The 20270-nt window shown below is 63.0% G+C and carries 17 protein-coding genes and 1 tRNA gene; 14 read left to right on the top strand and 4 right to left on the bottom strand.

Annotation, left to right across the window (positions count from 1 at the left end; all coding sequences use genetic code 11):
• Positions 1 to 2: 2 nt before the first annotated feature.
• Positions 3 to 653: a hypothetical protein gene (locus ABIE35_RS00295; protein WP_354511897.1), complete on the bottom strand. Its 651-nt coding sequence runs from the start codon at positions 651 to 653 to the stop codon at positions 3 to 5.
• A 238-nt stretch (positions 654 to 891) separates the two neighbouring features.
• On the opposite strand from ABIE35_RS00295, the gene ABIE35_RS00290 reads away from it, so the two are divergent.
• The 7 genes from ABIE35_RS00290 to ABIE35_RS00260 all read left to right on the top strand — a co-directional run bounded on the left by ABIE35_RS00290 (position 892) and on the right by ABIE35_RS00260 (position 11966).
• A complete protein-coding gene (locus ABIE35_RS00290; protein WP_354511896.1) occupies positions 892 to 2028 on the top strand; it encodes a GuaB3 family IMP dehydrogenase-related protein in 1137 nt (378 codons plus the stop codon).
• 172 nt (positions 2029 to 2200) lie between these two features.
• Positions 2201 to 3955 carry a glycerol-3-phosphate dehydrogenase/oxidase gene (locus tag ABIE35_RS00285; RefSeq protein WP_354511894.1) on the top strand — a complete coding sequence of 585 codons (1755 nt, stop codon included), beginning with the start codon at positions 2201 to 2203 and terminating at the stop codon, positions 3953 to 3955.
• Between the two features lie 48 nt (positions 3956 to 4003).
• Positions 4004 to 4492: a PTS sugar transporter subunit IIA gene (locus tag ABIE35_RS00280; protein ID WP_089595745.1), complete on the top strand. Its 489-nt coding sequence runs from the start codon at positions 4004 to 4006 to the stop codon at positions 4490 to 4492.
• A gap of 60 nt (positions 4493 to 4552) precedes the next feature.
• A complete protein-coding gene (locus tag ABIE35_RS00275; RefSeq protein ID WP_354511892.1) occupies positions 4553 to 5419 on the top strand; it encodes an SURF1 family protein in 867 nt (288 codons plus the stop codon).
• On the top strand, positions 5416 to 5916 hold the full coding sequence (locus ABIE35_RS00270) for a DUF3817 domain-containing protein (protein WP_261609457.1): 501 nt from the start codon (positions 5416 to 5418) through the stop codon (positions 5914 to 5916). The genes ABIE35_RS00275 and ABIE35_RS00270 overlap by 4 nt, the downstream gene beginning before the upstream one ends.
• Positions 5917 to 6048: 132 nt before the next feature.
• Positions 6049 to 7638, top strand: coding sequence for a glutamine-hydrolyzing GMP synthase (gene guaA, locus ABIE35_RS00265; RefSeq protein ID WP_354511890.1), 1590 nt, complete (start codon positions 6049 to 6051; stop codon positions 7636 to 7638).
• Positions 7639 to 7802: 164 nt separating this feature from the next.
• Positions 7803 to 11966: an AAA family ATPase gene (locus ABIE35_RS00260; RefSeq protein WP_354512337.1), complete on the top strand. Its 4164-nt coding sequence runs from the start codon at positions 7803 to 7805 to the stop codon at positions 11964 to 11966.
• A gap of 26 nt (positions 11967 to 11992) precedes the next feature.
• Here the strand turns inward: ABIE35_RS00260 and cpaB are convergent, their stop codons facing one another.
• The 3 genes from cpaB to ABIE35_RS00245 form a co-directional block, all read right to left on the bottom strand.
• Positions 11993 to 12796, bottom strand: a complete 804-nt coding sequence (gene cpaB / locus ABIE35_RS00255; RefSeq protein WP_354511889.1) for a Flp pilus assembly protein CpaB — start codon at positions 12794 to 12796, stop codon at positions 11993 to 11995.
• Between the two features lie 70 nt (positions 12797 to 12866).
• Positions 12867 to 13130 (bottom strand): FmdB family zinc ribbon protein, encoded by a 264-nt coding sequence (locus tag ABIE35_RS00250; protein WP_354511887.1) that lies wholly within the window; start codon positions 13128 to 13130, stop codon positions 12867 to 12869.
• A 157-nt stretch (positions 13131 to 13287) separates the two neighbouring features.
• Positions 13288 to 13938: a 5-formyltetrahydrofolate cyclo-ligase gene (locus tag ABIE35_RS00245; protein ID WP_354511885.1), complete on the bottom strand. Its 651-nt coding sequence runs from the start codon at positions 13936 to 13938 to the stop codon at positions 13288 to 13290.
• 98 nt (positions 13939 to 14036) lie between these two features.
• Here ABIE35_RS00245 and galU point away from each other — a divergent pair, with 98 nt between their 5' ends.
• The 7 genes from galU to ABIE35_RS00210 all read left to right on the top strand — a co-directional run bounded on the left by galU (position 14037) and on the right by ABIE35_RS00210 (position 20249).
• Positions 14037 to 14972, top strand: a complete 936-nt coding sequence (gene galU, locus ABIE35_RS00240; RefSeq protein ID WP_502921341.1) for a UTP--glucose-1-phosphate uridylyltransferase GalU — start codon at positions 14037 to 14039, stop codon at positions 14970 to 14972.
• A 7-nt stretch (positions 14973 to 14979) separates the two neighbouring features.
• Positions 14980 to 15591: a GNAT family N-acetyltransferase gene (locus tag ABIE35_RS00235; protein ID WP_354511882.1), complete on the top strand. Its 612-nt coding sequence runs from the start codon at positions 14980 to 14982 to the stop codon at positions 15589 to 15591.
• 145 nt (positions 15592 to 15736) lie between these two features.
• The gene (locus tag ABIE35_RS00230) at positions 15737 to 16618 is read left to right on the top strand and encodes a hypothetical protein (RefSeq protein WP_354512336.1); all 882 of its coding nucleotides are present in this window, start codon (positions 15737 to 15739) and stop codon (positions 16616 to 16618) included.
• 6 nt (positions 16619 to 16624) lie between these two features.
• On the top strand, positions 16625 to 17425 hold the full coding sequence (locus tag ABIE35_RS00225; RefSeq protein ID WP_354511880.1) for an SDR family oxidoreductase: 801 nt from the start codon (positions 16625 to 16627) through the stop codon (positions 17423 to 17425).
• A gap of 37 nt (positions 17426 to 17462) precedes the next feature.
• Positions 17463 to 17535, top strand: a tRNA-Ala gene (locus ABIE35_RS00220).
• Between the two features lie 454 nt (positions 17536 to 17989).
• Positions 17990 to 18532: a PadR family transcriptional regulator gene (locus tag ABIE35_RS00215; protein ID WP_089595737.1), complete on the top strand. Its 543-nt coding sequence runs from the start codon at positions 17990 to 17992 to the stop codon at positions 18530 to 18532.
• A gap of 4 nt (positions 18533 to 18536) precedes the next feature.
• Positions 18537 to 20249 (top strand): ABC1 kinase family protein, encoded by a 1713-nt coding sequence (locus tag ABIE35_RS00210; RefSeq protein ID WP_354511878.1) that lies wholly within the window; start codon positions 18537 to 18539, stop codon positions 20247 to 20249.
• The last annotated feature ends 21 nt before the right edge of the window (positions 20250 to 20270 follow it).

Below are 20270 nucleotides of genomic sequence, written 5' to 3'. Positions count from 1 at the left end.
TCTTAGAGCGGCCCGTATCCGGCATCGCCAAAAGGGTCACGCCAGGTGGCGAGGTCCTTTTCCAGGAGTGCCCTGAAGCGAGGATCATTTGCAGCCTTGCTTCGTAGGGATTCACGCGAACGGCCCATAATGGTTGCCGGGACGATGATCGCGGCCACCAGAAGGCAGACGAGGAATGCCAGAACGCTGACCAGTGTCTGCACGAGGGTTGGATCCTCCCATGCCGTTGGTTTCGCCGTGAGGGCGAACAGCCCAATGAAGACGATCAGGATGAACCCTGCGAATGAAAGCGCCCCCCGCAAGCTCCCGGGTCCACGATTCACGATCGTCCGGCTTGTTCGCGGCAACCGGTCCCGCACCCGTACGTAGAAGACGCAACAGAGCAGGGCGATTGCCGCGCCGGGAAGGCTGAGGGAAGGAACAGGGGCGAACGTGCCGAGCTGAATGGCAAGGAGGGCGCCGAGCAGGACCAGGACTGCGCCGATCCCGATTCCGGCGGCCCAGGCGCCCATATAGGAGCCTCGCGCGTGGGCGATCTCACGCAGGCGGGAGCGTGCACTCGTCGGAGTAATGGCGGAGAGTTCCGTGGAAAGCCAGTAGTCCAAGGGGTGGGCAGAGTGGGAAAGCGGACTGGGCCCTGTCTGGTAGCTCACCCGGGGTACTGCTCCAAGCCTGCGCGGAGGGCAATGAGCTCCTGTTTGGTGACGGCTAAGTCGTGGATGTCTTCGGTCCGGCCGGTCATTTCTGCCTTCTCTTTAAGGTTCTGCGTCCAGTTTACGAAGTGGCGGGGGCATGTGAGCCATCCCCGGATTACATTCGCACACTGTGTGAAGTGTTCACTTTATTTGTGTCGAATCGGGGTTCCGGGAGGGGTCCAGTAAAGTAAGAGCCGTGACTTATGAGATTGAGATTGGCCGTGGCAAGCGTGGGCGTCGTGCCTACTCCCTGGATGACATCGCGATCGTCCCGAACCGCCGGACGCGCGACCCGAAGGACGTCTCTGTCTCTTGGCAGATCGACGCCTATAAGTTCGACACCCCGGTGATCGCTGCCCCCATGGACTCCGTGATGTCCCCTGACACGGCCATTGCTTTTGGTCGGCTCGGTGGTCTCGGTGTCCTGGACCTCGAAGGTCTCTGGACCCGTTATGAGGACCCGCAGAAGGTGCTCGACGAAATTGCCGCCTTGGCCAATGAGACCAGCAGCACCGCCGTTACCCGCCGCATGCAGGACCTGTACCAGGCACCCATCCAGCCGGAACTCATCAGTTCCCGCCTCGCGGAAATCCGTGCCGCGGGCGTCACTGTGGCCGGCTCCTTGACCCCGCAGCGCACCCAGGAACACTACAAGACTGTGGTGGCTGCCGGCGTCGACATCTTTGTTATCCGTGGAACCACGGTCTCAGCTGAGCACGTGTCCAAAAACCACGAGCCCCTGAACCTCAAGCAGTTCATCTACGAACTCGATGTCCCCGTGATTGTGGGTGGAGCAGCCGGCTACACGCCTGCCCTGCACCTTATGCGTACCGGTGCGGCTGGCGTCCTGGTGGGCTTCGGCGGCGGCGCTACAACCACCACCCGCCGCGCCCTGGGCATCCACTCGCCCATGGCCTCGGCGATTTCCGACGTCGCTGCGGCGCGCCGCGACTACATGGACGAGTCGGGCGGCCGGTACGTCCACGTCATTGCCGACGGCGGCATGGGCACCTCGGGCGACATCGTCAAGGCCATCGCCATGGGCGCCGACGCCGTAATGCTCGGCAGTGCCCTGGCCCGCGCGGAAGAGGCACCCGGCCGCGGCTGGCACTGGGGTCCGGAAGCACACCACTTGGAATCACCCCGTGGCGACCGCGTTAACGTTGGCACTGTCGGTCCACTGGAAGAAGTCCTCTTCGGGCCCGGTCACCACACCGATGGCACCTCCAACCTCATCGGTGCGCTGCGCCGTTCCATGGCAACCACCGGCTACTCGGACCTCAAGGAGTTCCAGCGGGTCGACGTCGTTGTGTCGCCTTACGCAGGCAACTGACAACTTCGCTCTGAAAGCCCCTGGTGGCTGCCGATTCCCGTCGGCGCCAGCAGGGGCTTTCTTCGTTCGGGGGTGATTCCCTTCTCATGGCTCCCCTCCAATGCCCTGCCCAATGCGGCGGGCAGCAAGTAGGGTAGGGGACTACCAGCTGTTGCGTTTGAGGAGGGGTCCGATGAGCAATGTCGCAGGCGGTCACCAGGCGATTTCTCCGGGAGCCTTGAGCCCGGAATCCCGTGCCGCATCGATCGAAGTCCTGAAAGCCACCGCCGAACCCGGCAAGGAGCTCGACATCCTGATCGTGGGTGGCGGCGTGGTGGGGGCCGGAGCCGCGCTGGACGCCGTGACCCGCGGCCTCACCGTGGCAATTGTCGAGGCCCGGGACTGGGCCTCAGGTACTTCATCCAGGTCCTCCAAGCTCATCCACGGAGGTCTTCGATACCTGGAAATGCTTGATTTCGGCCTCGTCCAGGAGGCTCTGCAAGAACGGGGACTGCTGATCCAACAGATCGCCCCCCACCTGGTTCGCCCCGTGCCCTTCCTGTATCCACTGACGCGCAGGTTCTGGGAACGCCCCTACGTTGGTGCCGGAATCATGCTTTATGACACGTTGGGCCTGACCTCCGGGCACAGCCGCGGCGTTCCCATGCACAAGCACCTCTTCAAGCGCGGAACCCTGCGCGCAGCTCCCAGCCTGAAGGATGACGCTTTCGTGGGGTCCATCCGCTACTACGACGCACAAGTGGACGATGCCCGCCTGGTGGTCAACGTGGTCAGAACTGCGGCCCATTACGGCGCCCATGCCGCCAACCGGCTTCGGGTGGTGGACTTCCTTCGCGAGGGCGAGCGCGTGGTGGGGGCAAAGCTTGAGAATCAGGAAGACGGCAGCGTTTTCGAAGTCCGGGCCAAGCAAGTGGTCAATGCAACGGGAGTCTGGACGGACGAAACGCAGGCCATGGTTACGGATCGCGGCCAACTCAAAGTCCGCGCCTCCAAAGGCATTCACTTGGTGGTGCCGCGCGACCGCTTCCAGTCAACAGTGGGCCTGATCCTCCGTACGGAAAAATCGGTGCTTTTTGTGATCCCTTGGGGCCGCCACTGGATCATCGGCACCACAGACACCGACTGGACGCTGGACAAGGCGCATCCGGCGGCGTCCAGCAAGGACATCGATTACGTCCTGGAACACGTCAACAGGGTCCTCAAGCGTCCCCTGACCCGTGAGGATGTGGAAGGCGTCTACGCCGGCCTCCGGCCTCTGCTGGCCGGCGAGAACGACTCCACGGCCAAGCTGTCGCGCGAGCACGTGGTGGCACATCCCGTTCCCGGGCTTGTGGTGGTGGCCGGCGGCAAATACACCACATACCGGGTCATGGCCAAGGACGCCGTGGATGAGGCCACCAGGGCCATGGACGAGCGTGTTCCCTCCAGCTGCACCGAGACCATTCCGCTGCTGGGAGCTGAAGGTTTCAAGGCTGCCTGGAACCGGCGCGGGCGTTCTGCGGAAGAAGCCGGCGTCCATGTCGCCCGGGTTGAGCACCTGCTGAACCGCTACGGTTCCATGACTCCCGAGGTGCTGGAACTGATCTCCAAGCGGCCGGAACTGGGAGAACCGCTCCCCGGAGCCGATGACTACCTCGCCGCGGAAGTCGTCTACGCCACAACCCATGAGGGAGCCCGGCATGTCCACGACGTTTTGACGCGTCGAACCCGGATCTCGATCGAATCGTGGGACCGGGGTGTGGCAGCCCTCCCGGTAGTAGCTAAGCTGATGGGAGAAATCCTTGGCTGGAGCGAGAATCAGCGCGAAAGCGAGATCAAGCACTACCTGGCACGCGTGGAAGCTGAACGGCTGAGTCAGCAGCAGCCTGACGACGAATCGGCAGATGCCGCGCGCATGGGAGTGGATGACATCGTTCCCCTTCGCTGACCGGCTCAGGAAAATGCGGCCGGAAGGCCACACTGGAGGGAACACGACTTGGCTGAACCACTTGACCGGTATGACGCGGAACTGACCACCCCGGACACCGTCATCCTTGAACTCGTCGCCGAGGACAAGATCGACGCCGCTGCCCAACTGGCCCATAAGCTCCACGCTGCCGGCAGGATCAGCAACCTTGAAGGTTTCCTGGAACAGGTGCACTCCCGTGAGCACCAGTTGGCCACAGGACTTCCCGGCGGCATCGGCCTGCCGCATGCGCGCAGTGAATACGTGGACAGGATTTCCATCGCGGTGGGTGTGACCAAATTCGGCCACGCACTGGACTTTGGGGCAACTGACGGCCCGGCGACGTTGATCCTGCTCATCGCCACTCCTGCCAGTTCCTTCTCCGACCACCTTGAGGTTTTGGCTACCCTGGCCCGTTCATTGTCCAAGGAGTCTTTCCGTGAGTCCCTCCGGCGGGCCCACGATCCCGAGGTCATCTCTGAGCTCATCAACTCCAGCCTGGTGTTCTTCGATCACTAGAGAGCGGGGCAGGCCCTGGCCGTTTCGTTGTTCTACAGCCGGACGAAGTACGGTTAAGGGGTGTTGAAAACCGCGTTGAAACCCCGCTGGATCGCAGGACTGGTCTTTGCGCTTCTGTTATCCGGGGTGTTTGTGCTGCTCAGCCAATGGCAGCTCAGCCGGTCCGCCCAGCACGAGCCTCCGGCGCCGTCCAGCATCGAAGAAGTCAAACCGCTGGTGGACGTCCTCAAACCCGGCCAGTTTTTCCCCGGTTCGGTCTCCGACCAGATGGTCACCGCCACCGGGACCTATGATCCCGGCAAGCAGGTTCTGGTAGAGGGCCGCCTGTACAACAACCAAAAGGGCTTCTGGATCGTCTCTGCCTTCGCGGTCGACAACGCTCCGGCGCTGAGCGGTGTTGCCGCCTCGCCCCAAACGTGGATCCCCGTGGCGCGGGGCTGGGTTGCCGATGCCGCCCAAGCCGGGCCGCCGCCGTCGGGAACCATTACCTTGACCGGTCGCCTCATCCCTTCTGAAGCGCCCGTTCCAAACGTCGACGCCGGTCCAGGACGCGCGTCCGCCGTGTCCAGTGCCGAGCTCGTCAACACGTGGGAAGTTTCCAGCTACCCGGGGTTTGTTGCTGCGACGTCGGAAGTCTCCGGCGGCGTGACCATTCCCCTTGGCGATAACGTCCAGGCCCTCAACATCCCGCCCCAGCCGCCTGCAGAGCAGGTCAACTGGCTGAATCTCTTCTACGCCGTGGAATGGGTTGTCTTTGCCGGGTTCTCGATCTTCATCTGGTGGCGTCTGGTAAAGGATGACTACCGTCGCGACCTCGAAGAGGACGACGACGAGGATGGATACGGGGAGGACGAGGTGGAGCCTGCCAAACCCGTGGATGCTACAGAAACTACAAACCCAGAGCCAGAACAAAAGGTGCAGCAATGATTGAGCCAAAACCGGCCATCCAGCCAGAGCAATCCGGATCCAAGCCCAAGAAGCGCCGGTTCGGCGGAACGGAAGCGCAGATCCGTTCGGCGTTGAAGTTCTACAAAGTCATGGCTTACCTGACCGGCGCCATGCTGCTCCTGCTGTGTGCGGAACTGATCGCCCGCTACGGGTTTGGAGTCTCGCTCTTCGCCGGCGGCACGAACGCGGTAACCGGCCAGCCCTTTGGCTTCGGTTTCGCTGAGTCCGAGCCCAAAGGCGTGATCGGCGGGTTCAACATCTCCACGTCGGTGCTGATTGTGCACGGTTGGATGTACGTGGTGTACCTGGTCTCCAACTTCCGCCTGTGGTCGCTCATGCGCTGGCCGTTCTCCAAGATGGTCCTCCTGGCGCTGGGTGGTGTCATTCCGTTGCTGTCCTTCATCGTGGAGAAGAAATTCCACGCGCAAGTTGAAGCGGAACTGGCAGCAAACCCGCAGGCATCCAAGCGTTACTAGGACCGCCCACAGCGTCCCGCTGCCGGCTACGCGGCAGGACGCACTGTGAGATGCCTAACGACGCGGCCGTTTTGGCCTCTGGCCGCCCCCGTCAACGTGCACCGGGGCGGCCCGGCCAAGTAGTCTTGTCTGGTGACTACTCCCACCGCACCCCAAACTTCCCAGAAGCCGGTGCTGGTTGTTGACTACGGTGCCCAGTACGCGCAGCTGATTGCACGCCGCGTCCGCGAAGCGAATGTGTATTCGGAAATTGTTCCGCATACCTTCACCACCGAGCAGCTTCTGGCCAAGAACCCGGCAGCCATCATTCTTTCCGGCGGACCCTCCAGCGTCTACGCTGAGGGCGCGCCGTTCGTGGGCGCTGACCTCTTTGAGGCCGGCGTTCCCGTTTTCGGCATCTGCTACGGATTCCAGGCCATGGCGAATGCCTTGGGTGGGAAAGTGGCCCAGACCGGTTTGCGGGAGTACGGCGCCACCGAAGCTCTCCTGGTGGGCGACGCACGCTCCATCCTCGACGGCGTCCCGGCGTCGCAGAACACTTGGATGAGCCATGGCGATTCCGTTCACGAGGCGCCCGAGGGCTTCGAGGTGCTCGCGACCACGGCCGGAGCCCCAGTGGCTGCCTTCGCCAACGATGAGAAGCGCCTCTACGGTGTGCAGTGGCACCCGGAAGTTAAGCACTCCGTTCTTGGCCAGCACGTCCTGGAGAACTTCCTGTTCAAGGGAGCGGGCCTGAGCCCCAACTGGACCACGGGCAACATCCTGGAAGAGCAGGTGGACCGCATCCGCCAGCAGATCGGTGACTCCAAGGTCATTTGTGGTCTCTCCGGCGGTGTGGACTCCGCAGTAGCGGCTGCTCTGGTGCAGCGCGCGGTCGGCGATCAGCTGACCTGTGTCTTCGTGGACCACGGCCTCCTTCGGGAAGGCGAAGCCGAGCAGGTTGAACGCGACTTCGTGGCCGCAACAGGTGTCAATCTGTACGTTGCGAACGAACAGGAACGCTTCCTGTCGGCGCTTTCCGGCGTCAGCGATCCCGAAACCAAGCGCAAGATCATTGGCCGCGAATTCATTCGTGCCTTCGAGGAAGCGGAGCGGGCCATCATCGCCCAGGCTGCTGCCGAAGGCGAGAAGATCAAGTTCCTGGTTCAGGGAACCCTTTACCCGGACGTCGTCGAATCAGGCGGCGGCGAGGGTGCTGCCAACATCAAGAGCCACCACAACGTGGGCGGGCTTCCCGAGGACCTGCAGTTCGAGCTCGTTGAGCCGCTGCGGGCACTTTTCAAGGACGAAGTACGCGCCGTCGGTGCCCAGCTTGGGCTGCCGCAGGAAATCGTCGGCCGCCAGCCGTTCCCTGGCCCCGGCCTGGGAATCCGGATCGTGGGCGAAGTGACCAAGGATCGCCTGGACCTGCTGCGCAAGGCCGATGCCATTGCCCGTGCGGAGCTCACGGCTGCCGGGTTGGACAACGACGTCTGGCAGATGCCGGTGGTCCTCCTGGCCGATGTCCGCAGCGTGGGTGTCCAGGGTGATGGCCGTACCTACGGCCACCCGATCGTGCTGCGTCCGGTGTCCTCCGAAGACGCCATGACGGCGGACTGGTCGCGGCTGCCTTACGACCTCCTTGCGCGGATCTCCAACCGCATTACCAACGAGGTCGACGGCGTGAACCGCGTGGTGCTGGACGTCACCAGCAAGCCACCGGGAACCATCGAGTGGGAATAGCATTCTGAGTGGCCGGCTTCCTCTGGGAGGCCGGCCACTGTGCTTGAACCATCGGGGTGGCGCGGCCTGTGAATTCGGCAGGCACCTGTGAAATGACGGCGAATTTCGCGTCGGAACAGCGTTGCGGAGCGGACTGCCAAGGTATTCCCGCTACCCTCGAAGGTATGCCGGTATGGTCCAAGGCGTCTAAAGCTAGTACAGAAAAGAAGGCAGAAGTTGTGTCATTAGGTCAAGGCCAGGAAGAGGGCTCCGAAGAGCTCCGCAAATGGCTGTCTGGTCTTAAACCCGTCACCGGGGCGGACACGATGCTGCGTTTCGTCAAGACGCCCGAAGGCGCCATCGATCTGAGCAACGCGCACCCCTCGGGGCTGGCGCAATTGCTGGCAGGTCGCAGAACACGCCTGTCCACGTTGATCCGGGACCGGCAGCAATACTTGGTGGCGGCCCGTGCCGCCCGCAACATCAGGTCCAAGATCTTCGAGCTGAGCAATGATCGCGGCATAGAGGCCGGATATCTGTCTGCGGGCACCGTGGTGTGGACCTCTGCCGTGGGCGGAAAACCCCAGCGTGTCTCGGCGCCAGTGATGCTCGCCTCCATCATCCTGACCATCAGGCCGGGCGAAGACGACTTTGAACTCCAGCTCACGGAGCAGGCACGCATGAACCCTGCCCTGGTGCGCCACCTCAAGTCAGTCCACGGCATAGTCTTTGACGTCAACGCCGTAGCGCGCATGGCCTACAACACGGCCCGGTTCGATCCCCAGCCGGTGCTTGACCGCCTGGCCACACTCGTCCAGCCGATTCACGGCGCCGAGGTGGACTTCAACTTGCTGGTCACCACCCTGGCTGACCTTTCGGGAAACCTGGATGATCCTTGGATCAACATGAACAACCCCACCGTGGCCGCGCTTGCTGTCGCGGCAAACGGTGGTGACATTGAGCCTGAGCCCATCAAGGCGGGCCGGTTCCCGAGCCTTGACCTTCGTGATCCAGCAGATGAGCTCCTCCTGCTGGACGCCGACACGGACCAGCAGTACGTGGTGGATGCCGTCCGGGCCGGAGATTCCCTTGTTGTGAGCACCCCGCCGGGAAGCGGGCAGACGCAAACGGCCATCAACGCGATCGGTGCGCTGGTCAGCGAAGGCAAATCCGTGCTGGTGGTTGGTGACAGGCAGTCCAGCCTGGCAGGACTTTCCGCCCACCTGGAATCGCTCGGCCTCGACTCCATGCTGTTCCGCCCGGGTAACGGGACCACGCCGCAGCAGCTCAAAGGCCAGCTGGTCCGCGCCATCATGCGCAACGAAAAAGCGCTTGAGCCTCAACTGGGCAACTTGCACCAAACGCTCACCGGACACCGCCACGCCCTGATGGACCATGTAGCCTCGCTGCACAATGTCCGTGAACGGTGGGGTTGCTCTCCGTACCAGGCCATGCAGTCGCTGGCGGAGCTGACGTCCATCCACCCCGCGCCTTCCACCACGGTCCGTCTGAAGCGCAGCGTCCTGGACAACATCAAGGACCGGGAGGAACTGGCCGGCCGCCTGCGCCGGGCTGCGGAGCTTGGCAGCTTCAGCAAGGCGTCCACCTCCAGCCCTTGGTATGGAGCGCGACTGGTGACGCGCAAGGAGACCGAGGAAGCCCAACACCTCGCCCGTCTGGCCGAGGAGAAGCTTCCCGTCCTGCGGGACCGGATGAAGCAGGTGTCCGATCACGCTGAAATCCGGCTGGGCGATACCTTCACCGAGTGGGGCGCACAGCTCGAACTGCTCATTGCCGTCCGGGAGAGCCTGGATAAGTTCACCCCGGACATTTTTGACCGGCCGGTGCACGACCTCATTTCCGCCACCGCCAGCTCCGCCTGGCGCCGTGAGCGCAACTTGGAAATGCCTTCCATGCAGCGTTCCCGCCTGCGCCGGGTAGCCAAGGAATATGTACGGCCCGGAGTGCACATCGCCGACCTCCACAGCTCCCTTGTCCTGGTCCAGGAGCAGCGGGCGCTGTGGGCCGGATACGCCACCACCCAGCGGCACCCGGCGGTGCCTTCCGGGCTCGCCGATCTTGGTGCGCTGTACCGGGAGTTGGATGGCGAACTGCACCGCCTTGGTGCTGCCCTCAAGCACACCAGTGTTGGTGGCTCCCTGCATGGGACACCGTACTTGGAACTGATGGAGCGCCTGGAACGGCTTGTTGCTGACACGGCAACACTGGAGACACTTCCCGAGCGGACTCTCCTGATAGAGGAAATGCGCGAGCACGGCCTCGGTGAATTGCTGTCGGATCTCGCTGCCCGCGAAGTTCCTGCCGGCTCCGTGGCCGCCGAATTGGATCTGGCCTGGTGGCAATCCGCTTTGGAAGCCATGATCAGCGGCGACGACTACTTGGCGATGTCCGATGGCGATTCGCTGCGCCGCCTGGAAGCCGAGTACCGGCTTGCAGACCAGGCCCACATCGCCAGCGGTGCCGCACGTCTCCGGTGGCAGTTGGCACAGAAATGGCGCCAGGGCCTGCTTGAGCACCCCAGGCAGGCGGAACTGCTGCGGGCCTTGCTGAAGGACGGCCGGGTTACTTTGCCGGCGCTGAGCGCCCAGGCGCCGGAGCTCGTGCCATTGCTGGTGCCCGTTTGGTCGGTCAGCCCCTACCTCTTGACCGGTGTTCTTCCAGCCGAGCAAAAGTTTGACGCCGTGGTGGTCATAGACGCCGAATCCACTTCGCTGCAGGCCGTACTTCCTGCCATCGCCCGGGCGAAGCAGGTGGTGGCCTTCGGTGATGCGAAGATTGCCCATGCTCGGACCTTCAGCGTTGCTGTGGAACCGCCAGTAGCCGGTGTTGCCAGCCACGAGAATGTGGACAGCGCCTTCAAAGCGCTGGCGAGGGTCCTTCCGACCTGGCAACTGAATTGGGTCTACCGCGCCGTTGACGAGGATTTGATCCTTCAGCTAAGCAAGAATTACTACGACGGCGGCCTGCGCCGCCTGCCTGACGGCAACTCTGTCACGGGACTGGACCGGTCCATCCTGGTGGAGTACATCCCCGATGGCACCGGGCTTCCGGGTGCTGACCATGAGGGCGTGGAGTCCGTCACTGCCGAGGTCAATCGCGTGGTGGACCTTGTGTTCGAACACGCAAGGCTGCGTCCCCGCACGTCCCTGGCGGTGGTAACGGCCAGCTTGCGCCATGCTGCCCGCATCGGCGAGGCCATCAGGCTTCAACTGCCCAACCACCCCCTGCTGTCCACGTTCTTTGGCGCCGGTCCCGAGTCCTTCCGTGTGGTGGATCTGGAGCGGGCCCAAGGCCTGGTACGTGATCACGTGATCTTCTCGCTGGGCTACGGCCGCACACCACATGGCCGGGCACTCCATTCGTTCGGTCCGCTGTCCGCTGAGGGTGGCCGGAACCGTTTCGCTTTGGCCATGACCCGCGCGCGGCGTTCCATGCACGTCCTGAGCTGCTTCCGTCCCGAGGACCTTGACCTCGATCGGCTGGCTCATGGTGCAGTGGACTTCTACGAGCTGCTGGACCGGGAACTCTCGGGAAACAGCAACCTCGGTACACCCGCGTCCCGTGCTGTTGCCAGTGAGCAGGCGCTCGGTGAGGATCCCTTGGTTGCTGACCTTGGAGAACGCCTGCGGGCCCGGGGAGCCCGGGTCTGGCATCTCTACGATGGCGTTCTGGACATCGCAGCTGCGGCGGATCCCGTCCACACGATCGGCCGGGAGGGAGCAGAAATCCCCACACCTGTCGCGATCGAATCCGATGGCACTGAACGCTACCGGCGGATGAGCGTCCGGGAACGCAGCCGGCTGCGTCCGCAGCTGCTGGAGCGCATGGGATGGCGCTACATGTCCCTGTGGACCATTGAGGTCTTCACTGATCCTTCGTCCTGCGCGGATCGCATCGGCTCCTACCTTGGGCTGGAGAATCACATTCCGCGGTCGACGTCGCCTGAGCATGGCTTCCTGGACATGGACGTTGAACAATTGAGTGTGGACAAGGGGCAGCAAACATTCGCTCCAAGTCCGGCACAGCAGGCACCAGACCAGATTGACGACGCTGCCGATGATGCAGACAGCGAAGCAGAGAACGGGAAAGAAGTACCACTGATGGAAGAAGCAACCGGTCCTGAAGGCGGGTCCGACACCGAATCCTCCGCGCCCGGCGCCGACACCACTGAAGAAACTGCGGACGCCACGGCCGCCGCAGCCAAACCAGGCGTGAGTGGCATTCTGCCCACCAAAGCAGCGGAAGACGATCCCCGGCGCTGGGGCGATGAGTCCGGTTACGACCATGAGCAGTGGCTTAAGGAACAAAAGCCGCCGCACTGGGGCTGACCGTCCACCGCCATCTGAACCACCCATCACGGGTTGACCAAAACAAAGAAAAGCTTGCCGTGCGTTGATGCGCCGGCAAGCTTTTCTGCTTGCTGTGGATCCGCAGCAACCACCACCAAGCCTTCGGTGTCGCTGGTGCCCAGCCATTCGCCTGCCTTGCCCCCGTGGGCTGAGGTCCAGAGCACGGGGACGGGACCGGCGAGTACTTGTGTTTCCCTGGATTCGTCATAGGATCCGGCTGCCGTGAGGACCACCGTGACCAACTGGCCGGGGGAGAGGAGCTGGATGGACGACGGGTCGGCCATCCGCAGGGGAACGGCTGCGGTGCCCACGGGTGATCCAGTGAGAAGCCCGGGACCCAGGAGGCTGGACTCAGTGGGGATCTGCCCCCGGCTCAAGGGAGCGGCCAACTGTCTGCCTGTGAGGTCCCCGCCATCTGAGAGGGCTCCGGTGACGGCGAGGTCCTGGGGCACTCCCACCCGGGTGAAATCGGCTTCTGTGAGAGTGGTTCCCGTGGGGAGGTCACGGGCGGCCACCATGACGCTGATCCGCAGCTCCGAAGCCGGAGTCAGCTGGTGGACGGCAATGCCGGCGGCCAGGCACAGCAGGAGGGCTACAGTGAGACGGCGGTTCCGGGCGATCCAGGAGCCGATCCTTCGCCTTCTGGCTTGGGAGGCAGAATGATCCAACGGCCGGTGAAAGCTTGCGGCATTGCTGCGCCGTCGGGGCGACCGCCCTCCCGCACCAGACGGAACCGGGGGCCAGGGGCCGGCAGGCGACGCTGAACGCCGGGCGCGGGCAAGGAGGGCGCTTCGAGACTGTTGTGGCATGCCGCCACGTTAACCAGCCGTGCGGGCCTCAATACAGGGGCCTGATGCGCTATGTGGAAAAGGGGTGAAGTTAGCTGGCTGCAGCTGCCGGTGCCGGGGCGGGTGCTGGAGCAGACGACGCGGCGGCAGGTGCAGCTGAAACAGTGCTGCCCTTGGCATCACGGGAATCAGTCCGGTAGAAACCAGAGCCCTTGAAGACGACGCCGACGCTGTTGAACTTCTTGCGAAGGGCGCCCTTGCACTCGGGGCACTCCGTCAGGGAGCTGTCAGAGAAGGACTGGACGATGTCAAAGGCATGGTCACAGTCTTTGCAGGCGTATGCGTATGTGGGCACTGAGTTCCTCCTTCAGGACAAAGGTCAGGTCCTGTGCAGCAACGGCGGAGATTTCGCTTCGCATTAGCAGTCGCAGGGCCTGAGTGCCAATTCTATCATCGGTCTGCAGTACATGCGCCAGTGGATGTGCCGGACCTCACCAGGCATTCCGAGGCCATCAGGCGGTATGCGTAAGGCCGCCCGTGCCCGGAGTGCCGTTGGGACCTTCCGTGCTGCCAAGGCGGACCACGCCGGAGGGAGTCAGCACCTCCCGCACGGGGCGGTCGAATGCTTCGGCGGGAATTGAACCTGAAGGCAACAGGTCGGCGTCGTACACCACCGCAATGGTGGGCGGCCGCTGGCCGGAATCGTCGAGCGCATGGAGGAGCCGGTCGTAATAGCCGCCGCCCTGGCCGATCCGGTTGCCATCCCTGTCCACTGCTGTGGCGGGCATGAAGATCCCCGCAGCGCCGGCCACCACCTGGCTTTCCAGGCGTTTGCCCTCGGGTTCGTCGATAGGGGCGTAGGAGGAGCGGACGAAAACTGTGGCCGGGGTCCAATAGACCCAGCTCAGCTGCCGGCCGGGTTCGCACACGGGAAGGAGGATCCTGTGTCCGGCCTCGTGCAAGGAATGGATGAGCGGCATGGTGGGTGGCTCAAACGCGACACCTACATAGACGGCAAAAGTGGCCGCCGTGCCGGAGGATGCTGCGGCCGCCCATCCCGTTCCATGCTGCGCGATCGACGCGCCGGAAGCAGCGATTTGCTCGGGGGAGAGGGCGCGCCTTTGGAGGCGGCGGCTGCTGCGGATGTCTTCCTTCGATGCCATGGGTGTCCGATCGTGAGGTTCGTCTGATGCCGGTGCGGCGACAAAAGCTGCCGTCCAGTCCACAGAAATGTTGGCCCGGCGCGGCGAGGGTTTAGCCGATGATGTATTCCTTCCGTTACATTAGTCCGGTGACTCTCGATAACAATGCTGTCCGTAAGGCCGTCATCCCCGCAGCGGGTCTTGGTACCCGTTTCCTGCCTGCAACAAAGGCGATGCCGAAGGAAATGCTGCCCGTGGTTGACAAGCCAGCCATCCAGTACGTCGTCGAAGAAGCGGTCAAGGTTGGCCTGCACGACGTCCTGATGATCACGGGGCGCAGCAAGCGCGCCTTGGAGGATCATTTCGACCGTGTGCCGGCGCTGGAAGCGACGCTGGCCGAAAAGGGCGATACCGCCAAGCTTGAGGCCATCCAATCCGCCACCAACCTCGGTGACATCCACTACGTCCGCCAAGGCGACCCCAACGGCCTGGGCCACGCTGTCCTTCGTGCAAAGCAGCACGTCGGACACGAGCCTTTTGCCGTCCTCCTCGGCGATGACCTGATCGACGCCCGTGATGACCTCCTGAGCGACATGATCGCCGTCCAGCAAAAGACCGGCGGTTCCGTGGTTGCCCTGATCGAGGTGGAGCCCTCCAAGATCAGCGCCTACGGTTGCGCCGACGTCGAGGAGATCGGTGAAGACGGCTACGTCCGCATCAAGCAGCTCGTGGAAAAGCCTTCTCCGGAAGAAGCGCCGTCCAACCTTGCCGTGATCGGCCGCTACGTGCTGCATCCGGCAGTGTTCGATGTCCTTGAAAAGACTGAGCCGGGCCGTGGTGGCGAGATCCAGCTGACTGACGCCCTCGAGGTACTGGCAGCCGGCGAAGGTGAAGGCTACGGGGTGTACGGCGTTGTTTTCCGGGGCCGTCGCTACGACACCGGTGACAAACTCAGCTACCTCAAGGCCTGCATCGAGTTGGCCTGCGAACGCGAGGACCTTGGTCCGGAACTGCGTGAGTGGCTGCCGACCTTCACTGCCTCGCTTCCCAAGTAACCTCAGGATGTACGGCTCTGCGATCTGGCCGGTGACGCTGGAAAGCGGAGACCTGCTTCTTCGCCCTATCCGATACCGCGACAAGCGGGAGTGGTCTGAAGTCCGTTCGCGGAACAGCGAATGGCTTGCTCCCTGGGAGGCGTCCAACCCGGCACCGGGTGGGCGCCTGCCCAGTTATCGGCAGATGGTGGCCTCGCTGAACAACCAAGCACGCCAGTCCACGGCATTGCCTTTCCTCATTGTCGAGCGGACTCCCGGTTTCCGGGAGCCGCTCATCGTAGGGCAATTGACGGTGTCTTCCATCATTTGGGGATCGGCCATGATGGCCACGCTGGGGTACTGGGTCGATAAGGAACGGGCCGGTCACGGTATTGCTCCGACGGCGGTGGCCATGGCAACGGACCATTGTTTCCAGGTGTTGGGCCTTCACCGCATGGAAATCAACATCAGGCCCGAAAACACGCCCAGCCTGAGGGTGGTGGAGAAGCTTGGATTCCGTGATGAGGGGTATCGGGAACGGTACCTGCACATCAACGGCGAATGGGCTGACCACCGATCCTTTGCCCTGACCTCGGACGAGGTTCCTGAGGGTCTGTTGCGTCGCTGGCTCAGAGGATAAACGGGCAGGTCATAGGCCATTTTGTCCGTATATCCAGTCATTTGAGGACTCGACGACGACACACCGGCCGCAATGCCGCCGCGCCCGGTGATTTGCTTCTACGGTTTTGAATGTGGACTTCCCTCTCAGCAGCTCAGTGATACTCGTGGTCACTGTTGCGCTGTGGATGGTCTGGGTGGCGCCCTATGTTCTCCGGAACCGGCGACAACAAGTCCAATCGGCCGCTGTTCCAGCAGGGGCAATCGACGACGAACCAGACGAACCGCAGGCAGGGGTGGTACTGACTTTGGCACCTCAGCAGGAGAAACCGATGGAGACCATGCACAGCAAAGCACCGGCGTCGCCCCAGGAATCCCGCACGGCTGAGGCGTCCCTGCGGAAAGCGCCCACTACTCCATTCACCATCCGCTATGCCCGGCTCACTTTGGCCTTGGCCGGCCTTGCCTTGCTGGTGACCGCGGCCGTTTCGGGCTTCCTTCTCATCTTTGGCGCCGGATCGTTCTGGCTGCCGCTGGTGTCCTTCATTGGTGCGGTGCTCGCCGTCGTAACGTTGCGGAAGCTCGCTCTCAGGGATCTTCGCGAACGCCGGGCACGCCGTGCGGCACAGGCAGCCCCCATCCCGACGCCCGCACGCTACTTGCCGAAGGAACCGGCAGTGGAAGCGAAGGAAACCACTGTTTTCGACGCCGAAGCCACCGCTCGTGAAGCTGCGCGCTTGTCCGCGGTCGAGCTTCGCCAGGCTGCCTTGGCGGTTGCCGTTGCCGCAGGGGACACATCAGCGCAGGCAACCGATTCCAAAGGTTCCAGCTGGGAGCCTGTCGCAGTTCCCAAGCCCACGTATGTTGAAGCCGCCAAGGCCTCAAGGCCGGCCCCTGAACCGCTGGACCTCCCTGAGGCACCCAAACCTGTGGGCAAGCCCGTCCTGAAGCAAGGTGCTGAGCAGGCCGAGGCATCTGCTGCCGTCTCCGCCAAGGGGCAGAGCGCGCTCAGTAACCTGGACGACGTTCTGCAGCGCCGCCGCGCCTAGCCACGCATGGCCAGTATCTGCGTCGCGGGTGGTACCGGCCAGGTAGGTCGCGAGGTTGTCCGTCTTGCTCTGGATGCGGGTCATGCGGTGACCTCCTTGTCACGCCACATGCCGCCTACCGGCTCGGAGAAGCATCACGACGGCGCCACCTACGTTGCGGGCGACGTCACCTCAGGAGAAGGGCTGGCGGCCGCACTGGAGGGCGCCGACGTCGTGATTGACTGCCTTGAAGGTCAGTTCGGCAAAGCCCAACAAAAATTCGCCGACGGCGGTGCCCGGCTTCTTGCCTCGGCTCACCGTGCGGGGGTCGGCAAGGCAGTGGCGTTGTCCATCATTAACTGCGATCTCAGTACATACTCGTATTACGTCTCGAAGGTTGGGAAAGAGCGGAAGTACTCTGCTTCTCCGCTGGAGACCGTGGTGGTTCGCGCAACACAGTTTCACGGCCTGGTGGCAATGATCTTCGCTGCCGGGGCCAAAGTGCGCCTTATTCCTGTCTTCAAGCGCACAAGGTTCCAGACCATCTCGCCGGTTGACGTTGCAGGGGCTCTGCTGGACGCTGCCGTGGAGAGCCCCGCTCCTGAACGTCACCGCCAGCGTACGGTGGTTGGTCCGGAACTGCTCACCATGCGGCAGATGGCGGAGTCGTGGAAGGCAATTACCGGCGCGCGGGGAAGGATTGTGGAGGTGCCGTTGCCCGGGGCGATGGGTGCATTCCTGCGATCCGGCAACAACCTGATCCCCGGGCAAAAGGATGGTGTGGAGACGTTCGTGTCGTGGTTGGAAAAGCGCCGGGAAAGTTTGTAGCCTAAGGACACTGGCCGGACGGTAACGGACTGGTCCAGGGGCTATAGCTCAGTTGGTAGAGCGCTTCGTTCGCATCGAAGAGGTCAGGAGTTCGAATCTCCTTAGCTCCACAATTCAGCCCTCCGGCTGTCGTCCTCGGCAAGTAGAGAATCCTTCAAGCACAAGCAAAAGACGAGTACCAACTACTCGTGTGCCCGCAGCGGGGATCGTCTTTACTGAACCCAGCGGATCCCACGCAACGGCCAATGATCCCCCTCGTTCGCCGGGGCTGCCCCAAGGTTCCGCGGCTGGGGCCGGACGGCATCACCCAGAAGTGCTGTCCGGCCCTGCGCTTAAGGGTCTTTCTTCGGAGTCGTGTCACCGACGAGGATGGTGATCATCGCCCATCCTGCGACGACGGAACTGTCTCGACGACCCAACACCTCATCTCCTTACCGCCGTTTTCCGGAGCAGCCGGGACTGCCAGCATGATCCAGCCGCCAGCACTTCGTTGATCCGGAGCCGCTTGGGGGTATATCGTTAACTATCGTTTAGTATCGTTCGCGACTGATTGAGGTGAGCTTGATGCACAATTCATTCCCTGCAAACGGATTCATGGGCAACAACCTGGACGGCATGTGGCAAGCCGTAGAGGAGTTCCGTTCCCGGTTCGAAAAGCGTTCCGGAACCCGTGCGGGCCGCGGTGAGCTGCGATCGGCGATCCTTGCCCTGCTTGCTGAGCGTCCCATGCACGGTTACCAGATCATTCATGAAATCGAAGAGCGCAGCGGCGGTAGTTGGAAGCCGAGTGCCGGCTCTGTCTATCCCACCCTGCAGCTGTTGGCGGACGAAGGTTTCGTCAGTGCAGAGGAGTCCAACGGGCGCAAAATCTACTCCCTGACCGAAGCGGGCCGGGAGGACGTGGCTGGCTCCGAAACGTCAGCGCCATGGGATTCCCTGGGAACGTCATCGAGCCCGGGTTTCGCTGCACTGCCCAAGGCCGGTGTGGACCTGGCGCAGGCTGCGGCGCAGGTCGGCCGTACCGGGACACCCAAGCAAGTGCAGGAGGCTGTAACGGTGCTTGAGGAGGCACGCCGCCGCCTGTACTCGATCCTCGCCCAGGACTGAAGGGGTGACGTCGATTCGGCGCGAACGGGCTGATTCCCTGAGGGGAGCTGGGAACCCTCGTGCCCGTTATCGCCGAATCCTGCGATTCGCCGCATGGCATTTGGCGGTGACCTGGTGGTTCGAGCTGTTCCTGCCCAGAGTGGGCCTGCGCAGGCTGACAGAACGGAACCGCGCCAACAGAATGCGGCGCTTCGCCCGGCGTTTTCATGGCCTCGCGGTGGAGCTCGGCGGGCTGATGATCAAGGTGGGCCAGTTCATGTCGTCCCGGCTCGATGTGCTCCCGCCGGAAATTACCTCGGAGCTGGAGGGGCTGCAGGACGAAGTTCCGCCTGTCCCTTTCCACGCCATCCGGGCCTTGGCTGAGGCCGAACTTGGGGCTTCCCTGGAGGCAGTGTTTGCTTCGGTCGAGGAGACTCCCATCGCGGCAGCTTCACTGGGACAAGCACACCGGGCGAAACTGCTCTCCGGTAACGCCGAGGACACCGGTCTCAGCAGTGTCGTGTTCAAGGTGCAGCGGCCTGGCATCGCCGAAATAGTAGACGTCGACCTCGCTGCCTTGCGGCAAGTGGGAGGCTGGCTCAGCCGCATCCGCCTCGTTTCGAACCGTGCGGACGTTCCTGCGCTGATCAAGGAATTCGCGCAGACCAGCCTCGAGGAAATCGACTACTTGAATGAAGCCGCCAATTCAGAGCGGTTTGCTGCTGACTTCGCCGATGACGCCCGGGTGACCGTTCCGGCGGTGGTGTGGGAGCGGACCACCCGCCGCGTGCTCACTCTCGAAGATGTCACGGCCATCAAGATTACGGACGCGGACTCGCTTCGCTTGGCCGGCATAGACCCCACCGAAGTGGCACCGGTCTTCGCCTCGGTGATGTTTGACCAGTTGTTCACCAAGGGTTTCTTCCACGCCGATCCCCATCCCGGCAATATCTTCGTTACTCCGGCCAATGATCCTTCCAGTGAACATCCGTGGAAACTGACCTTCATAGACTTCGGAATGATGGGCGAGGTTCCCATGGAGACGCGAAGCGGCCTGCGGAAGCTCCTGATCGCCGCTGCCTCTCGTGACGGCAAGGGACTGGTCACCGCCATCAGCGATGTAGGGGTGCTGATGCAGTCAGCCGATACCGCAGAGCTTGAGCGGGCGATGACGCAGCTCTTTGCGCGTTTCGGTGGCATGGGCTTCGCCGAGCTTCGCGATGTTGACCCACGGGAGTTCCGTGAATTCGGCACTGAATTCGGCAGCGTGATCCGGTCACTGCCCTTCCAATTGCCCGAGAATTTCCTGCTCATTATCAGGGCCATGTCCCTGACGTCGGGCGTGTGCAGCTCTCTGGATGCCCGCTTCAACCTGTGGGACTCGGTGGAACCATATGCGGCCCAACTTCTGCGGGACGAGCGCGGCAACCTGATCAACGATGTCGCGTCCCAAACTCTCGAAGCCGCCGCCATCGCCCTTCGCCTGCCCAAGAGGCTGGACGGGCTGGTCTCGAGACTGGAAGAAGGATCCCTCCAAGTGGGCAACCGGCGCCTGGAGCGGCAGATGGCGAGTCTCATCCTGACGGCGCGCCGGGCAGTGGCGGCGCTGATCTTCGGCGCTCTCCTGATCGCCGGAGCCGTTCTGCGGACGGACGATCCCGGACTGGGCAATGTGCTGATGATCAGCTCAGCGGTCCCGTTGCTCTACGGCCTGTGGTCGGGCCGGCGACAGTCCTGAGAACAACCGCGGGCTCCAGTA

This window comes from Paenarthrobacter sp. 4246, assembly GCF_040546855.1.
Taxonomy (GTDB): domain Bacteria; phylum Actinomycetota; class Actinomycetes; order Actinomycetales; family Micrococcaceae; genus Arthrobacter.
The sequence above is the reverse complement of the archived record's forward strand: the minus strand, read 5'-3'. Positions and strand labels throughout refer to the sequence as shown.

Bases quoted from the DNA above. Each gene is read 5' to 3' on its own strand.
- ABIE35_RS00285 (WP_354511894.1), top strand. From the start codon at position 2,201: ATGAGCAATGTCGCAGGCGGTCACCAGGCGATTTCTCCGGGAGCCTTG.
- ABIE35_RS00270 (WP_261609457.1), top strand. From the start codon at position 5,416: ATGATTGAGCCAAAACCGGCCATCCAGCCAGAGCAATCCGGATCCAAG.
- ABIE35_RS00260 (WP_354512337.1), top strand. From the start codon at position 7,803: ATGCCGGTATGGTCCAAGGCGTCTAAAGCTAGTACAGAAAAGAAGGCA.
- cpaB (WP_354511889.1), bottom strand. From the start codon at position 12,796: ATGCCACAACAGTCTCGAAGCGCCCTCCTTGCCCGCGCCCGGCGTTCA.
- ABIE35_RS00245 (WP_354511885.1), bottom strand. From the start codon at position 13,938: ATGGCATCGAAGGAAGACATCCGCAGCAGCCGCCGCCTCCAAAGGCGC.
- galU (WP_502921341.1), top strand. From the start codon at position 14,037: ATGATGTATTCCTTCCGTTACATTAGTCCGGTGACTCTCGATAACAAT.
- ABIE35_RS00235 (WP_354511882.1), top strand. From the start codon at position 14,980: ATGTACGGCTCTGCGATCTGGCCGGTGACGCTGGAAAGCGGAGACCTG.
- ABIE35_RS00225 (WP_354511880.1), top strand. From the start codon at position 16,625: ATGGCCAGTATCTGCGTCGCGGGTGGTACCGGCCAGGTAGGTCGCGAG.
- ABIE35_RS00215 (WP_089595737.1), top strand. From the start codon at position 17,990: ATGCACAATTCATTCCCTGCAAACGGATTCATGGGCAACAACCTGGAC.